We start from the raw sequence: 16,393 nt of genomic DNA, 5'->3' as shown, positions 1-16,393 counted from the left end.
TAAAAATTGAGCGATAAGATCGAAAACGGTTGGTTGGTCAATGCCCGCCGTATCCTTTCCCCGCATTTTGATGCCCGTCCTGATAGCGATGATATTTCGCTATTGGTGATCCACTACATCAGCTTACCGCCGGAACAGTTTGGCGGAGGTTATATTGATGATTTTTTTCAAGGAAAACTGGATGCGCAGGCACATCCTTATTTTGCTGAAATTGCTGATGTGCGTGTATCCGCCCATTGCTTGATCGAACGTAATGGGCGAGTGACACAATATGTTAATTTTAACGATAGAGCCTGGCATGCCGGTGTTTCTGCTTTTCAGGGGCGAGAAAAATGTAATGACTTTGCTATTGGTATCGAGTTAGAGGGTTCTAATGAACAACCTTTTACTGTTGCGCAGTATTTGGCTTTGATTGCCCTGAGTAAGGATATTATGCACTACTATCCGAAAATAACCCCTGAACGAATTGTTGGGCATTGTGATATAGCACCGACCAGAAAGGTCGATCCCGGTCGTTTTTTTGCCTGGAATTATTATCGTCGCCAACTTGCTTAAAAAATGTTCAGTTCAAAAGGGCCTTTTTATACACAATGGAAATGATCAAGGGAAAGTTTCTAGTTTATTGATTTATAAGTTAATTTTTATTTTTTGAAAATACTCATGAAGGCTTCTCAAAAGTTATGCATTTCTCCTTTTAAGGCTAGCCACAATTTTATCCACAGAAATGTTGCATAACTCACAGACGTTTAAAAAAGCGCCAAAAAATAATAAAAAACTGCAATTAAAAGAGGATGTAACGATGCTTTACGTTCCTCTAAAAAGAAATTTACAAGAAGAAATGGAAAGTCTTTGTGGATAATCTTAAGGTTTCCTAAGATTGCGCTATCGGTAATGTTTGCTTGTCAATAAAAAGTTATGAGGAATTTAGTCACAGCTTTATCCACAAGGCTTTTATTGATAAAAATGCGATTTTATGAAACAATCGCGCCTAATTTTTTCTTGATTTTAAGGTAAAACGATAGTGATCGATTTTGATGGCTACCGTCCTAATGTGGGCATCGTCATTTGCAATCGCAAGGGGCAGGTGCTATGGGCTAAACGCTGCGGGCAAAATTCTTGGCAATTTCCCCAAGGCGGCATTAATGATAACGAAACGCCCGAACAGGCAATGTATCGTGAATTGTTTGAGGAAGTCGGATTGTCACCCAATGAGGTGAAAATACTGTACGCATCCAAACATTGGTTGCGCTATAAATTGCCTAAACGCTTATTGCGTTATGATAGTAAACCGATGTGCATCGGCCAGAAGCAACGTTGGTTTTTGCTACAATTCATCGGTGACGAAAAGAATATCAATATGAATACCACGAAATCGCCGGAGTTTGACGGTTGGCGCTGGGTGAGTTTTTGGTATCCGGTTCGTCAGGTGGTTTCCTTTAAAAGGGAAGTTTACCGTAAGGCGATGAAGGAATTTTCGCAGGTATTATTTAGTGAACGTCCGCAGTTGGATGGTCCCAACCTTGAGTCGAAAAGACCGAATACCTTCGTACGCAAAAATCAATCTCCCAAATCCTTTAAACGTCCATTAAAATCCCGGGGGCAGTAATGCTCACATTCTTACTCATTTGTTTAGTTCTTGGTGCATTGGTCGGCTTTTTAGCCGGCCTTTTTGGCATTGGTGGCGGGCTAATTATTGTGCCTTCCTTGGTGTATTTATTACCGATGATGGGGATTCCCGAGCCGCTATTGATGTCAACGGCTTTAGGTACCTCCTTCGCGACCATAGTGATCACCGGTTTTGCTTCGGCACAACGGCATCATAAATTAGGTAATGTTGTGTGGCCTGCTGTAAAAGTTCTGGCGCCGGTCATCATGCTGTCAGTATTTATCTGCGGGCAGTTTATCGGTAAATTGGATCGCGATATTGCAGCAAAATTGTTTGCCTGCTTGGTGGTTTATTTAGCTGCCAAAATGATCTTTTCAATTAAACAGAAAAACTCGACTGATAAACCTCTCACTCTTCAATCCTCAATTATTGGCGGTATTTTGATTGGTATGGCATCCAGTGCTGCGGGGATCGGCGGTGGTGGTTTTATTGTGCCATTTTTAAATTCGCGCGGTATCGAAATGAAAAAAGCCATCGGTTCCTCCGCCTTTTGTGGCATGTTACTCGGCATTTCCGGTATGTTGAGCTTTATGCTTAGCGGTTGGAATAACCCAGCCATGCCGGATTATTCCTTAGGGTATATTTATTGTCCGGCTGTACTGGGAATTACCGCAACTTCCTTCTTCACATCCAAGTTGGGGGCAACAGCCACCGCAAAATTACCGGTACCAACCTTGAAAAAAGGCTTTGCTTTGTTATTAGTCGTGATTGCCATCGATATGTTTGTTAAATAAGGATAACTATGAATTCACAATATTGGCATGTTCCTCATTTTGATCCGGTCATTTTTTCGATCGGTGATAGCGGTATCGGTTTACGCTGGTATGGCTTAATGTATTTATTAGGCTTTTTATTCGCCCGCTGGTTAGCGGTAGGTCGTTCTCGTCAACCTAATAGCGGTTGGACGGTAGAGCAGGTAGATACGCTATTATTTAACGGCTTTATGGGCGTATTTTTAGGTGGCCGTATCGGCGATGTGATGTTTTATCATTTAGATGATTTTTTCCGTGATCCGTTATATCTCTTTCGTGTGTGGGAAGGTGGCATGTCTTTCCATGGCGGACTGATTGGGGTAATTATCGCGATGCTTTGGACATCCCGTAGTCAACATCGTAATTTTTGGCAGACGGCTGATTTTGTGGCGCCATTGATTCCCTTCGGTTTAGGAATGGGGCGCATTGGTAACTTTATTAATTTGGAATTGTGGGGAAGGGTGACTGATGTTCCTTGGGCTATGATTTTCCCTACCGATCCAAGTGCTCTACCACGTCATCCTTCACAATTGTATGAAGCATTTTTAGAAGGCTTGGTGTTATTTATTATTCTTAATTTATTTATTAAAAAGCCCCGTCCAATGGGTGCGGTAAGTGGATTATTTTTGGTTTGCTATGGCTTCTTCCGTTTTCTGGTGGAATATGTGCGCGAACCGGAAGTGGGCGATTTTCTAGGGCTTACGCGCGGTCAACAGCTCTGTTTACCAATGCTCATTGGTGGCGCCTTAATTATGCTTTGGGCTTATCGCCGTAATCAATCAACCATTGCAACCAATTAAAAGGAGACTGCCATGCAACAATATTTGGATTTATGCCGCCGCATCGTAAATGAAGGTCAATGGGTGGATAATGCACGTACCGGCAAGCGTTGCTTAACAGTGATTAATGCTGATTTGCAATACGATGTGGCAAATAATCAGTTTCCTTTGATTACGACCCGAAAAAGCTATTGGAAAGCGGCGATTGCCGAATTTTTAGGGTATATCCGAGGCTATGATAATGCCGCCGATTTCCGTCGTCTCGGCACTAAAACCTGGGATGCCAATGCCAATGAAAATGCCGCTTGGTTAGCGAATCCGCATCGCAAAGGCGAAGATGATATGGGGCGTGTGTATGGGGTGCAGGGACGTAGTTGGCGTAAACCCGATGGTAGTCATTTGGATCAGTTGCGTAAAATCGTCAATAACCTGTCTCGTGGAATTGATGATCGTGGGGAAATTCTCACTTTTTATAATCCGGGCGAATTTGATTTAGGCTGCTTGCGTCCATGCATGCATACCCATACCTTTTCATTGCTAGGTGATACGCTTTATTTAACCAGCTATCAACGTTCTTGCGATGTGCCTTTAGGATTAAATTTTAATCAAATTCAAGTGTTCACATTCTTGGCTTTAATGGCGCAAATTACCGGTAAAAAACCGGGACAAGCATTCCATAAAATCATTAACGCACATATTTATGAAGACCAATTGGCGCTGATGCGTGATGTTCAATTGCAGCGCGAACCATTCCCATCACCACAGTTAGAGATTAATCCGGATATCAAAACCTTGGAAGACTTGGAAACTTGGGTCACGATGGACGATTTCAAAGTGACGGGTTACCAGTGCCATGAGGCGATTAAATATCCGTTTTCTGTGTAAATTTGATTTTAAAATCAACTCTAATAAAATCAATGATTTAGAGTGTATTTTGGCAAAAACTTTGATTTTGGGTAGGGCGTTTTGAACGAAGCAAGCCGCTTATTTGATCAACAAATGATGCGCAGAGCACTGGCGTTGGCCGAGCAAGCCGAGGCCTTGGGCGAGATTCCTGTAGGAGCGGTGTTGGTTGATGCGAAGGGAGAAGTGATTGGTGAAGGCTACAACCTATCCATTAGCCACAACGATCCGACTGCCCACGCAGAGATTGTTGCATTGCGGAATGGCGCCCGCCAAATAGCCAATTATCGCCTGTTAGACTGCACCCTGTATGTCACGCTGGAACCCTGTACCATGTGTGCCGGTGCCATTTTACATAGCCGCATCAAACGCCTCGTATTCGGCGCAGCAGATTATAAAACCGGCGCAGTCGGCTCACGCTTTCACTTTTTTGATGATTATAAAATGAATCACAACGTAGAAGTATGCGGCGGTGTATTGACTGAGGAGTGTAGCGCAAAGTTGAGTGCATTTTTTCAGAAGCGTCGGGAGCAAAAAAAACAGGCTAAATTAGCAGAGCAAAAATAAAAGAGCGTTCCTTTTGGAGCGCTCTTTTTATTGCTGGTTAGCCGCGATTGGCATTTTTCATAATTCGTTGTTTATCCAACTTCCATTCGCGTTCTTTGATGTCTTCGCGTTTGTCATGTTGTTTCTTACCCTTCGCCAAACCGATTTTAATTTTTGCCCAGGCGCCTTTCCAATAAAGGGAAAGCGCTACGATGGTAAAACCATCACGTGCTGATTTACCAAAAAGATTATCCAGTTCGCGTTTATTGAGTAACAGTTTACGGGTGCGGGTCGGATCGCAAACCACATGGGTGGATGCTAGAGATAAAGGCTGAATGGTCGCGCCAAATAAATAAGCCTCGCCATTTTTGAAAATAATGTAACTGTCGCTGATATTAGCTTTACCAGCGCGCATGGATTTTACTTCCCAACCTTGCAACTCCAAACCGGCTTCAACTTCGTCTTCAATAAAATAATCGTGGCGCGCGCGTTTGTTTAATGCGATGGTGTTTGCGCCAACTTTAGCTTTTTTCTTGGTCATAATTATCCATTATTTAAAATTTCGGAGGATTTTACTCTAATTTACGTCATCGGCAAAATGCGAGTCTGTCGGTAAATAAAAAGGCCGCTTGCGCGGCCGATGAATAAGGAGCGGTTTATTCGATTTCCCCACAGAAACGATAACCCTCGCCGTGCACCGTAGCGATTAATTCCGGTGTGTGCGGATGATCTTCAAAATGTTTGCGAATTCGACGAATAGTAACATCGACGGTACGATCTTGTGGTTTTAGTTCGCGGCCGGTCATTTTTTTTAATAATTCCTCACGGGTTTGCAATTTGCCCGGGTTTTCACAGAAGTGCAACATTGCGCGAAATTCACTGCGTGGAAGTTTAAATTCGACTCCTTCCGGTGTAATTAAATTATGGCTGTTGAGATCTAATGTCCAACCGTTAAAGCGATAATTTTCCCGATTATAGGTTTCGTTTTCGCCATTTTGCATGGTACGTAGTAATAAGTTACGAGCCCGGATTGTTAATTCGCGTGGATTGAATGGCTTGGTTAAATAATCATCGGCACCGATTTCTAGTCCAAGTATTTTATCGACTTCATTATCGCGACCGGTTAGAAAAATCAATGGTAGAGCCGTTTTTTCGCGTAGTTCCCTGCCAAGTAATAGCCCATTTTTGCCGGGGAGATTGATATCCATCACCACCAAATTCACACGATTAGCTGCCAGCAAATGATACATCTCATCGCCGTTTTCCGCTTCTAATACGCCATATCCCTCGGCTTCAAAAATTCCCCTTAACGTACTACGGGTCACAGCCTCATCTTCAACAATCAGCACTTGTGGAGTCGTCATTGGGTTCTCCTTAAAATATACATAAATCTAGTGGGGTATTCTATAGTTGTAACATTACCGTAACAATAGCTAATTTGGCTCTGTAGGTGGTTTTGTGATCTAAATCATAAAAAATTTGAGCTTGGTTATTGTTATAACTGATGCCAAAAATTGGGCTATTTGGCTGATAAGCATCGAGGATTAAATCTAATGCGATGGTGATCAATTTGACACAGTAAGAGCCAATGGCGTTTATTTGGGTGGCATAGTTTTAATTGAGGCATTTAAGTATAATGGAAACACCTTATTCCAAACGGTCATAATTATGAGCATCTACCAACTTAAACCTGCCTTTCAAAACCTGTTACGTCCGTTAGTCAAACGCCTTGAGCAACGCGGTATTACTGCCAATCAGGTAACGCTTTTCGCTTGTGGGCTTTCGCTTATTTTAGGCGCAATTCTCACTATTTTTGCTTCCATCTCTGAGCTTTTTTATCTGTTGCCGATTTGGTTATTTCTGCGCATGGCCTTGAATGCAATGGATGGTATGTTAGCGAGGGAGTTTAATCAAAAATCTGCCTTAGGCGGCTATTTGAATGAGATTACCGATGTGGTTGCCGATGCAGCCCTTTATTTACCCTTTGCCTTTGTATCACCGTTCTCCGCTGAATCGGTGATTGCATTTATTTTCTTGGCGATGATGACGGAATTTTGTGGGGTATTAGGACAAGTGCATGGTAATGGTCGTCGCTATGATGGGCCGCTAGGTAAAAGCGACCGTGCATTTTTAATCGGTGCATTGGGCTTAGCCTATGCTTATTTCAGCGAATTGCCAACCTATTTAAGCTGGCTCTTTTGGCTGGCAAATCTGGCTTTAATATTGACCGCTTATCGCCGTGTGAAACAGGGATTAGATATATCTGAAGAAGGAAAATAAGCATGACTGAACAACAAAAATTCTTTAAAACGGCAGATAATACTGAATTATTTTATCGTTATCGCCCTGCCAAAGATGGGAGCAATGATAAGGCGATTGTGCTATTTCATCGTGGGCATGAACATTCAGGAAGAATGATGTTTGTGGCAGACGAATTGGGTTTTGATGATTTTGCCTATTTCGCATGGGATGCCCGTGGGCACGGTAACAGCCCTGGTGAGCGCGGAGATAGTCCAAGTTTTGGCACTTCGGTTTCTGATATTCAAGCCTTTATGCAACATATTGAACAGGAATATCAAATCCCTCCGGAAAATATTTGCGTGATCGCACAAAGCGTGGGTGCAGTATTGGTGTCCACTTGGTTACATGATTATGCGCCTAAAATCCGTTGTGCTGTGCTGGCCTCTCCAGCATTCAAAGTGAAGCTTTATGTGCCCTTTGCACGCCCAGGGTTGGCATTATGGTCTAAAGTGAAGGGCAATTTCTTTGTAAATAGCTATGTGAAAGCCTATTACCTCACTCACAACAAGGAGCGTCAAGAGAGTTTTAATCAAGATCCGTTGATTACCCGCGCGATTTCCGCCCGTATTTTATTGGGCTTATATGAAGCCGCAGAACGTGTGGTAGCTGATGCTCAAGCGATTACGACGCCAATTCAACTTTTTATTTCTGGTGCCGATTGGGTTGTGCATCACAAGCCACAGCATGATTTTTATAATCACCTCGGCAGTCACATCAAAGAACGCCATGTGATGTCGGGTTTTTATCACGATACTTTAGGCGAACAGAATAATCACCTTGTGTTTGAGCCAATGCGACGTTTTATTCGTGAACGCTTTGAGGCGCCATTACAAACTATCGATTGTACTCAAGCCCATATTGCCGGTCCAAGTCGGGTAGAGGCGGATGAATTAGCCACGCCACTATCACCTTATTCACCACGTGGATTATTTTGGGCTAGTTATCGTGCATTGATGAAGCTAGGTTCACGTTGGAGCGAGGGATTACGTATTGGTCAAGAAACGGGCTACGATTCCGGTAGTACTTTGGATTATGTCTATCAAAACCAGCCACAAGGCACGAATGCTTTTGGGCGATTGGTCGATAAAAATTATTTAAATGCCATAGGCTGGCAGGGTATTCGTCAACGTAAAGCGAATATCGCCAAGGCAATTAGTCTAGCAATGGCTAAATTGCGTGAGGCGGGGAAACCAATTGATGTATTGGATATTGCCTCTGGGCACGGGCGTTACGTGTTGGATGCATTAACTGCCGAAAATCATCCGGATTCGGTGCGTTTGCGTGATTACAGCCCAATTAATGTCGCTGCCGGACGTAAGTTGATTGCTGAGCGAGGCTTGCAAGAGATTGTTTCCTTTGATGAAGTGAATGCTTTTGATCCTGCTAATTACCAAGCATTAACCCCTCGTCCAACCTTGGGGATCGTTTCAGGCTTACATGAACTGTTTGCCAATAATGATTTGATTATGCATTCTCTCAATGGTTTCGGGACAGCAATTGAGACTGGCGGCTATCTGATTTATACCGGACAGCCTTGGCATCCACAATTGGAATTGATTGCCCGTTGCTTAACTAGTCACAAAGAGGGAAGCCCGAATTGGGTCATGCGCCGTCGTAGTCAGCAAGAAATGGATCAATTGGTAGAAAAAGCCGGTTTTAGAAAAATCCACCAATGGATTGATGAAGATGGCATTTTTACCGTTAGTCTAGCGGTTAAAATTTAATGCTAAATAACAAAACCCGCTTGGGGTATCTGCTCGGTGTCGGTGTATTGTTCTATGTCAGCTACGGTTTGACGAACTATCTCACCGCATTGCGTGAGAATGTACCGGAAATAGTGTTTGCTTGGGAGCAACATATTCCATTTGTAGCATGGACAATCGTGCCTTATTGGTCGTTGAATTTGCTGTATGCCTTGGTTTTTTTTCTGAGCCGAAATCGCACACAGCTACGCCATTATGTTGCTCGATTATTGCTTGCTCAGGCAATTGCCGTATCGGGATTTTTGCTTTTCCCGTTACAAATAACGTGGCAGAAACCCGAAACTTCGGGCGTTGCAGGGTTTTTATTTGAGTCGTTAGCGGGTTTTGACCAGCCCTATAATCAGGCCCCCTCCTTACACATTATTTTAACTATTGTAGTTGGTGCGTTTTATTGGCGTCATTTTCCGAAATGGCGAATACCACTTTGCCTATGGTTTGGGCTAATTGCGCTTTCGATTTTAACCACCTACCAGCATCATTTTTTAGATTTACCTACGGGTGCTGTTGCTGGTTTTGGCGTGTTGTGGTTGCTACCGGAAAAACAACCTTCTCCGATTTTTGCAAAATCTTCACAAAATCTGACCGCTTCTCACTATCGATTGATCCGCTTTTATTTGCTTGGCGCAATAGTTTGTATTGGGCTTGCTTGCTTAGGTGGGGGATGGCTTTGGTGCTTATGGGCTGCAATAGCGCTTGGCTTGGTTGCAATGGCTTATTGGCGAGGTGTGGCAATTTTTCAAAAACAGTCAAACGGAAAATTGACGGCAGGCAGTATCGCTTTATGTTTGCCTTATCTACTGGGGGCAAGATTAAATATTGTGTATTGGTTGCAAGGCAAGGCAAAAAGTGCGGTCGTCTGTGATGGCGTTTTTGTGGGCAGTATTGTCGTAAGCCGTCAGTTTGATGCGCTATTGGATTGCTGTGCAGAACTTCCTTGTCGCGAACTGCCTTCTGTTTATGAACAAGCCTTAATGCTCGATTTGGTGCCGCCAAGTATCAATGAACTTTGCCAAGCTGCTCGTAAATTAGACCGCTTGCAGGCTGAAAACTCACGAGTGCTAGTAGCTTGCGCATTGGGGTATGGGCGTAGTGTCGCGGTAGTGCTGACATGGCTGCTTGCCACCGGCAGAGAGCCAAACCTAGAACAAGCAATTAATACCGTTAAGCGTGTTCGTCCGAAAATGGCAATTTCTCACATTGTTTGCGAGCGGATTGAACTGGCAAGTCAGCAATTTCATATAGAGACAAAAAATGGAACTGGAACAAATTACAATTAAAACAACCGCACATTTTTTGGCGACCGCACGTTATATGGCGGTGCTAAATTTAGTTTTGTTGATAGCAAGCCTAATTAAAGAGCATTGTATTGTTTTCAATCTGTTATTAGCGGTAGCTTTGCTTTATTTGCATATTCGCCTTGATTTCGACCAACGTATTTTTGCCAATAGTCAAAATTTCAACGAATTTGATCGTACTTTGGTTACATTAGGCTTGCTAAAACAGACCAAGGCACGTAGTGTCACAGAACGTGCTAAAGGCTCGATTCACTTGTGGTATAAAGCTTTCTTTGCCACTATGGCTCAGCTGGGGTTGTGGCTTATTTAGGAGTAATTATGCAATTTTTCTCACGCTTATTCGCACGACTGATTGATGGCGGATTATGTTTTTTCGTGTCCTTTATCACAGGGATTCGCCCACAATCGGAAAAGCAGTTTCAGTTTTCCCCGAAGAACAAGGTTTATTACGCCAATCATAGTAGCCACGGTGATTTTATGTTGGTGTGGGTGTCGCTTCCGCAAGTATGGCGGATGGTTACTCGCCCGGTAGCCGCTGCAGAATATTGGCAGAAAAATAGTTTACGTCGTTTCATTATCCGCCAGGTATTTAATGGTGTACTAATTTCCCGTCAAAGTGATCATCCTGAACAGGCTATTCAAACGATGAGTGATGCCTTAATGGAACATTCATTGATCTTATTCCCTGAGGGGACTCGAAATACTGATGAAACCCAGCAATTATTGCCCTTTAAATCTGGTATTTATCATCTCGCGCAACAAAATCCGGATATTGAATTTGTACCAATTTGGATTGATAACATTAGCCGAGTGCTGCCGAAAGGGAAGTGGCTACCGATTCCATTATTGTGTGATGTACATATTGGTGAACCGTTAAAATTGATAGAAAACGAAGAAAAGCATACTTTTCTGGAGCGTACACGCAATGCGTTGTTAGCTTTAAATCCGAATGCAAAAAAGGAGAGTGAAAAATGTTAACTCAAACCAATCTTATTTTTGCCGTAGTATTCGGTTTGTTAATTGTCGCAAGCACTATCGGCAAACTGCTAGCCCAGAAATATGGTGAGGAAAATAGCACGATTACTAACTTGGTTGCGCGCATCAACGCTTGGTGGGTTATGACAGGCGTATTATTTATCGCGTTCCTATTTGGCAGAATTGGTGCAACTATTTTATTTTTCCTGATTTCGTTTATGGCATTGCGGGAATTTATGACCGTGATTTATCGCAAGAGCTGTGATTATTACAGTATGGTGACCTGTTTTTATCTATTGTTACCAATTCAGTACTGTTTTGTACTCATGCAGTGGTATGGCATGTTCTCCATCTTTATTCCGGTTTACGGCTTTTTGTTATTGCCGATTGTTGGCAGCCTCAGTGGCAATACCGAGCAATTTCTTGCCCGTACGGCCAAAACCCAATGGATGACGATGATTTGTATTTTCTGTATTTCACATGTACCGGCATTGTTATTCCTTAACTTGGATGGTTTTGCTAATGAAAACAATATGCTGCTCTTGATCTTTATGATTGCGACCGTGCAATCTAGTGATGTGTTGCAATATATTTGGGGGAAATTGATTGGCGGCCCCAAAATTATGCCAAGTCTTTCTCCTTCAAAAACAATTTCCGGTACGGTCGGCGGGATTCTTTCTGCGACTTTAGTCGCAATGTTAATGGCTCCGATCACACCATTTACTTATTGGCAAGCCGGATTAATTGGTTTTATCGTCTGCGTCATGGGCTTTTTAGGCGGTTTAGTGATGTCTGCCATTAAGCGTGATCATGGGGTAAAAGACTGGGGTAAAATGATCAACGGACATGGTGGCATGCTGGATCGTATGGATTCTGTTTGTTTCTCAGCACCGATTTTCTTCCATATCATTCGCTATTTTTGGAATGGATAAGCATAGACGATACAACAGGTAGTCTTTAATTAAAATATAAAGGGAAAATGGAAGTACATTTTCTCTTTTTATTTGCACAGAAATAATCAATGTAGCAAGTCTTGGTTGAATCGTTATTGCATGTGATAGGTGATATGACGAAGTCAAATATAAAAATTCAACCTTGTTATTGGTAAACTTGTGCTAGAATTTGCGCCATTTTGCTAACTTCTTTTCAGTCCTATGCAACGAGTTTTTTCTTTTTTGCTGTTTTGCTTTTTTACACTAACAGCGCAAAGCGCTCTTTTTGAGCGTGGTAGTAACTTTTTAAAAGTAGATGACGCATTTCAATTATCGGTTCAGCAAACGGCTCAGCAAGAGGCGTTATTACTGCATTGGCAAGTAGCTGAAGGTTATTATTTGTATCGGGATAAAATTCAAATTCGCTTGGTCGATCAAGAAAATGTCTTAAGCGCCCCTGTTTTTTCTCAAGAACCTAAGAGTTATCAAGATCCCTATTTTGGTCAAACCTTTATCTTCAATCAGGGATTTGATGCTGAAGTGCGTGTTATACAGCCACCGTTGGCTGCCAATAGTCGTTTGGAAGTAACTTATCAGGGGTGTACCGAAGGATTTTGTTACCCGCCGGAAACCAAAGAATTTGATGTGGTAAACCTTCCTGTAGCTCAAATACCGTTAAGCCAAGACAACAAGGCAAGCAATGTTATGCCAGCCTCCCAACAAGAGCGTTTGGCGGCCGAATTAAATCAAAGTAAATGGGCGATTTTGGGGTTCTTCCTATTAGGACTCGGCTTGGCATTCACCCCTTGCGTGCTACCGATGTTGCCATTGTTATCGGCCATCGTGATTGGTAGTCAACAACGGCCGAATATGTGGCGGGCATTGGGGTTAAGCGTGGTATATGTGCAAGGAATGGCGCTTACCTATACTTTGCTCGGTTTAGTGGTGGCGGCAATTGGTTTGCCATTCCAAGTTGCTCTACAACATCCAGCGGTGATGATTGGGCTTTCCGTCATTTTCGTCTTATTGGCCTTATCCATGTTTGGTCTGTTTAATCTGCAATTACCGGCAAGCTGGCAGACCAAACTAACCTTATTAAGCCAGCGTCAACAGGCCGGTGCATTCGGCGGCGTTTTCCTCATGGGCATGATTGCCGGGCTGGTAGCTTCACCTTGTACTTCAGCGCCGTTATCCGGAGCCTTGCTGTATGTTGCTCAAAGCGGAGATCTATTAACCGGAGCACTAACCTTGTATTTATTAGCGCTGGGTATGGGCGTGCCATTAATCCTAATCACCTTATTTGGTAATAAAATCTTGCCAAAATCAGGTATGTGGATGGAAACCGTGAAGAAGTTATTTGGTTTTGTGATGTTAGCTTTGCCGGTCTTTTTGCTTTCTCGCATTTTGCCGGAAATTTGGGCTCCACGTTTATGGGCCTTATTAGGCACTGCTTTTTTTGTGTGGTTTGCTCTACAAATGCCAAAACAAGGCATTGGTCAGCTAGCGCGAATTGTGTTTTTCGGTGCGGCGATGGTGTGTGTGCAACCGTTACAACAATGGTTGTGGGGAACTGAAGCTATGCAGCCAAAGAACGCGCAGGCAGTTTTTAAACGTATTCATAATACAGCCGAACTCCAGCAGGCGCTGGCGGACAATAGCAAACCTTTGGTGATGTTAGATTTATATGCAGATTGGTGTGTGGCTTGTAAGGAGTTCGACCATCAAACCTTCAATGATCCCGCGGTGCAACAGGCCTTTGAAGAGGTATTGTTATTGCAGGTGGATATGACACAAAACTCACCGGAAAATCAGGCGTTAATGGCGCAGTATCAGGTATTGGGCTTACCGACGATTCTGTTTTTTGATCAGCAAGGAAATGAGCTGAAAAATGCTCGAATTACCGGCTTTATGCCACCCTCTGATTTTCTGCAATGGTTAGAGAAAATTCGTCATTAGAGTAAATTATTTCGTACCGGTAAAAAGTCTTTTTCAATTTTACGCATTGTTTCAGTAATTTTTAGCCTTTAGTATGAGCGCGTTTTTTACATTACTCTAACAAAAGGAAACTTTATGAACGCTACTATTGAAAAAATTCGCCCTTATGCCCTTGCCCTATTACGTTGGGTTACCGTTTATTTGTTTATTTGGCATGCGACAGCAAAATTCTGGGAATTCCCGATTTCCATGACCGGTGGCAATGGTCCGGTAACAGATCCAATGATGGTTGTTGGCGGCATCGTTGAAATTGTGGGCTCGATTTTATTAGCCCTTGGCTGGTTTACCCGCCCAGCGGCATTTATTCTTTCTGGTCAAATGTTTGTTGGCTATTTTATTGCCCATGTGGCTTATAAAGGGAATGTCTTTATGCCATTATTGAACGGTGGTGAATTAGCCTTGGTGTACGCGATTTTATTCTTTACCTTCTTTTTAACCGGCGCGGGTGCATGTTCTATCGATAACCGCAAACGTTATTAATCCATTCCCTCCCTTAGGATTTGCCCGCCTTTGGCGGGCTTTTTTCTGCCAGAAATTTGTTTTTTAAACCAATGTTAATAAAATCAATCACTTAGAGCGCTTTTTAGACAAAACGCTTGTGTTCGATAGGGCGTTTTATTTCTCCTCCGAGATCTGCCTGTTTAATTTCTCCTACATTAAAGCAAACGTTTGCGTTATAATGCCGCCGCTTATTTTTAACCACTCAATGAAAGGAAAATGTAATGACAGATCGTCCAATTCGTCAGGCGTTATTAAGTGTTTCTGATAAAACCGGTATTGTAGAATTTGCCCAAGGCCTAGTGCAGCGTGGCGTTAAACTACTTTCTACCGGCGGTACCGCGAAATTGTTGGAACAACACGGCTTGCCGGTCACCGAAGTTTCCGATTACACGGGATTTCCGGAGATGATGGACGGTCGCGTGAAAACCCTGCATCCTAAAGTTCATGGCGGGATTCTTGGTCGCCGTGGTACGGATGATGCCATCATGCAACAACATGGTATTGAGGGCATTGATATGGTGGTTGTGAATTTATATCCGTTTGCCGCTACCGTGGCTAAGCCTGATTGCACCTTGGCTGATGCGGTAGAAAATATCGATATCGGTGGCCCAACAATGGTGCGCTCTGCCGCGAAAAACCATAAAGATGTGGCGATCGTGGTGAATAATAATGATTTCAACGCTATTCTTGCGGAAATGGATAAACACCAAAACAGCCTAACGCTTGAAACCCGTTTTGACCTTGCGATTAAAGCATTTGAACATACCGCTCAATATGACTCCATGATTGCTAACTACTTTGGACAAATGGTGAAACCGTATCATGTAGCAGAGGAAGAAGATGCCAATGCGCAATGTGGTCAATTCCCACGGACTTTAAACCTTAACTTCGTACGTAAACAAACCATGCGTTACGGCGAGAATTCCCATCAAAATGCGGCCTTCTACGTTGATTTAAATGTGAAAGAAGCGAGCGTGGCTACGGCTCACCAACTCCAAGGTAAAGCCTTGTCTTACAATAATATTGCAGATACCGATGCGGCACTTGAATGCGTGAAAGAATTTGATGAGCCGGCTTGTGTGATCGTTAAACACGCAAATCCATGCGGTGTAGCTTTAGGTAAAGATATTTTAGAAGCCTACAACCGCGCTTACCAAACCGATCCAACTTCTGCATTTGGTGGCATTATTGCTTTCAACCGTGAATTAGATGAAAAGACCGCGACTGAAATCGTGGAACGCCAATTCGTTGAAGTGATTATTGCACCGAAAGTTTCAGCTGAAGCGCAAGAAGTGGTGAAACGTAAGAAAAATGTTCGTTTGCTTGAATGCGGTGAATGGACTTCACGTTCTGAACGTTTAGATTTCAAACGTGTAAACGGCGGTTTATTGGTGCAAGATGCGGATTTAGGCATGGTTGGTTTGGATGATTTAAAAGTGGTGAGTAAACGTCAACCAACTGAACAGGAATTAAAAGATTTATTGTTCTGCTGGAAAGTCGCGAAATTTGTGAAATCCAATGCGATTGTTTATGCCAAAGATAATCAAACTATCGGTATTGGTGCCGGCCAAATGAGCCGCGTATATTCTGCGAAGATTGCGGGCATTAAGGCTCAGGATGAAGGTTTGACCGTAGCGGGTTGTGTGATGGCATCTGATGCATTCTTCCCATTCCGGGATGGTATTGATGCAGCGGCGAAAGTAGGTATTCAATGTGTTATCCATCCAGGTGGTTCAATGCGCGATCAAGAAGTGATTGATGCAGCGGATGAACATAATATGGTGATGGTATTAACTGGAATGCGTCATTTTAGACATTAATTTATATCGTAACTTCGCTCAATGAGCGAATTACTTTTTTACTTATTCCTCCCCCCTCTTTCGTAAAGAGGGGGCTGGGGGGAGATTTAAACGATGCTAAATATACTATGAGGTTGAAATAACTTCTGCCAAATCTCCCCTACCCCTCTTTGCTCTCTTTGCTAA

General features: G+C 43.0%; 18 protein-coding genes. 16 read left to right on the top strand and 2 right to left on the bottom strand.

Annotated elements, in window-relative coordinates:
* Positions 1 to 6: 6 nt before the first annotated feature.
* From ampD to tadA, 7 genes are all read left to right on the top strand, one after another.
* Positions 7 to 555, top strand: coding sequence for a 1,6-anhydro-N-acetylmuramyl-L-alanine amidase AmpD (gene ampD, locus CKV74_RS00405; RefSeq protein WP_007241547.1), 549 nt, complete (start codon positions 7 to 9; stop codon positions 553 to 555).
* 169 nt (positions 556 to 724) lie between these two features.
* The gene (locus CKV74_RS10615) at positions 725 to 859 is read left to right on the top strand and encodes a hypothetical protein (RefSeq protein ID WP_269457018.1); all 135 of its coding nucleotides are present in this window, start codon (positions 725 to 727) and stop codon (positions 857 to 859) included.
* A 162-nt stretch (positions 860 to 1,021) separates the two neighbouring features.
* On the top strand, positions 1,022 to 1,606 hold the full coding sequence (gene rppH / locus CKV74_RS00400; RefSeq protein ID WP_007241732.1) for an RNA pyrophosphohydrolase: 585 nt from the start codon (positions 1,022 to 1,024) through the stop codon (positions 1,604 to 1,606).
* Positions 1,606 to 2,400: a sulfite exporter TauE/SafE family protein gene (locus CKV74_RS00395; RefSeq protein ID WP_007241724.1), complete on the top strand. Its 795-nt coding sequence runs from the start codon at positions 1,606 to 1,608 to the stop codon at positions 2,398 to 2,400. Before rppH ends, CKV74_RS00395 begins: the two co-directional genes overlap by 1 nt.
* Positions 2,401 to 2,408: 8 nt before the next feature.
* Positions 2,409 to 3,218 (top strand): prolipoprotein diacylglyceryl transferase, encoded by an 810-nt coding sequence (lgt, locus tag CKV74_RS00390; RefSeq protein ID WP_007241655.1) that lies wholly within the window; start codon positions 2,409 to 2,411, stop codon positions 3,216 to 3,218.
* A gap of 12 nt (positions 3,219 to 3,230) precedes the next feature.
* On the top strand, positions 3,231 to 4,082 hold the full coding sequence (locus CKV74_RS00385) for a thymidylate synthase (RefSeq protein WP_007241538.1): 852 nt from the start codon (positions 3,231 to 3,233) through the stop codon (positions 4,080 to 4,082).
* 114 nt (positions 4,083 to 4,196) lie between these two features.
* Positions 4,197 to 4,667, top strand: a complete 471-nt coding sequence (gene tadA / locus CKV74_RS00380; protein ID WP_094188627.1) for a tRNA adenosine(34) deaminase TadA — start codon at positions 4,197 to 4,199, stop codon at positions 4,665 to 4,667.
* A gap of 37 nt (positions 4,668 to 4,704) precedes the next feature.
* Here the strand turns inward: tadA and smpB are convergent, their stop codons facing one another.
* On the bottom strand, positions 4,705 to 5,187 hold the full coding sequence (gene smpB / locus CKV74_RS00375) for an SsrA-binding protein SmpB (RefSeq protein WP_007241839.1): 483 nt from the start codon (positions 5,185 to 5,187) through the stop codon (positions 4,705 to 4,707).
* Positions 5,188 to 5,302: 115 nt separating this feature from the next.
* Complete coding sequence (gene arcA, locus CKV74_RS00370) at positions 5,303 to 6,010, bottom strand: two-component system response regulator ArcA (RefSeq protein WP_095176599.1); 708 nt, start codon at positions 6,008 to 6,010, stop codon at positions 5,303 to 5,305.
* 304 nt (positions 6,011 to 6,314) lie between these two features.
* Here arcA and CKV74_RS00365 point away from each other — a divergent pair, with 304 nt between their 5' ends.
* From CKV74_RS00365 to purH, 9 genes are all read left to right on the top strand, one after another.
* Positions 6,315 to 6,926: a CDP-alcohol phosphatidyltransferase family protein gene (locus CKV74_RS00365; protein WP_007241794.1), complete on the top strand. Its 612-nt coding sequence runs from the start codon at positions 6,315 to 6,317 to the stop codon at positions 6,924 to 6,926.
* 2 nt (positions 6,927 to 6,928) lie between these two features.
* The gene (locus tag CKV74_RS00360; protein ID WP_007241700.1) at positions 6,929 to 8,671 is read left to right on the top strand and encodes a bifunctional alpha/beta hydrolase/class I SAM-dependent methyltransferase; all 1,743 of its coding nucleotides are present in this window, start codon (positions 6,929 to 6,931) and stop codon (positions 8,669 to 8,671) included.
* The gene (locus tag CKV74_RS00355; RefSeq protein ID WP_095176598.1) at positions 8,671 to 9,987 is read left to right on the top strand and encodes a phosphatase PAP2/dual specificity phosphatase family protein; all 1,317 of its coding nucleotides are present in this window, start codon (positions 8,671 to 8,673) and stop codon (positions 9,985 to 9,987) included. Before CKV74_RS00360 ends, CKV74_RS00355 begins: the two co-directional genes overlap by 1 nt.
* Positions 9,962 to 10,315, top strand: a complete 354-nt coding sequence (locus CKV74_RS00350; protein WP_007241752.1) for a hypothetical protein — start codon at positions 9,962 to 9,964, stop codon at positions 10,313 to 10,315. The genes CKV74_RS00355 and CKV74_RS00350 overlap by 26 nt, the downstream gene beginning before the upstream one ends.
* Positions 10,316 to 10,323: 8 nt before the next feature.
* Positions 10,324 to 10,983, top strand: coding sequence for a lysophospholipid acyltransferase family protein (locus CKV74_RS00345; RefSeq protein WP_007241870.1), 660 nt, complete (start codon positions 10,324 to 10,326; stop codon positions 10,981 to 10,983).
* Complete coding sequence (locus CKV74_RS00340; RefSeq protein ID WP_095176597.1) at positions 10,977 to 11,912, top strand: phosphatidate cytidylyltransferase; 936 nt, start codon at positions 10,977 to 10,979, stop codon at positions 11,910 to 11,912. Before CKV74_RS00345 ends, CKV74_RS00340 begins: the two co-directional genes overlap by 7 nt.
* Positions 11,913 to 12,134: 222 nt before the next feature.
* Complete coding sequence (locus CKV74_RS00335) at positions 12,135 to 13,868, top strand: protein-disulfide reductase DsbD (RefSeq protein ID WP_095176596.1); 1,734 nt, start codon at positions 12,135 to 12,137, stop codon at positions 13,866 to 13,868.
* Positions 13,869 to 13,982: 114 nt separating this feature from the next.
* Positions 13,983 to 14,387 (top strand): DoxX family protein, encoded by a 405-nt coding sequence (locus CKV74_RS00330; RefSeq protein WP_007241748.1) that lies wholly within the window; start codon positions 13,983 to 13,985, stop codon positions 14,385 to 14,387.
* Between the two features lie 242 nt (positions 14,388 to 14,629).
* Positions 14,630 to 16,228, top strand: coding sequence for a bifunctional phosphoribosylaminoimidazolecarboxamide formyltransferase/IMP cyclohydrolase (gene purH / locus CKV74_RS00325; protein WP_007241833.1), 1,599 nt, complete (start codon positions 14,630 to 14,632; stop codon positions 16,226 to 16,228).
* Positions 16,229 to 16,393 lie beyond the last annotated feature (165 nt).

The organism is Haemophilus pittmaniae (genome assembly GCF_900186995.1).
GTDB classification, from domain to species: Bacteria; Pseudomonadota; Gammaproteobacteria; order Enterobacterales; family Pasteurellaceae; genus Haemophilus_D; species Haemophilus_D pittmaniae.
The sequence above is the reverse complement of the archived record's forward strand: the minus strand, read 5'-3'. Positions and strand labels throughout refer to the sequence as shown.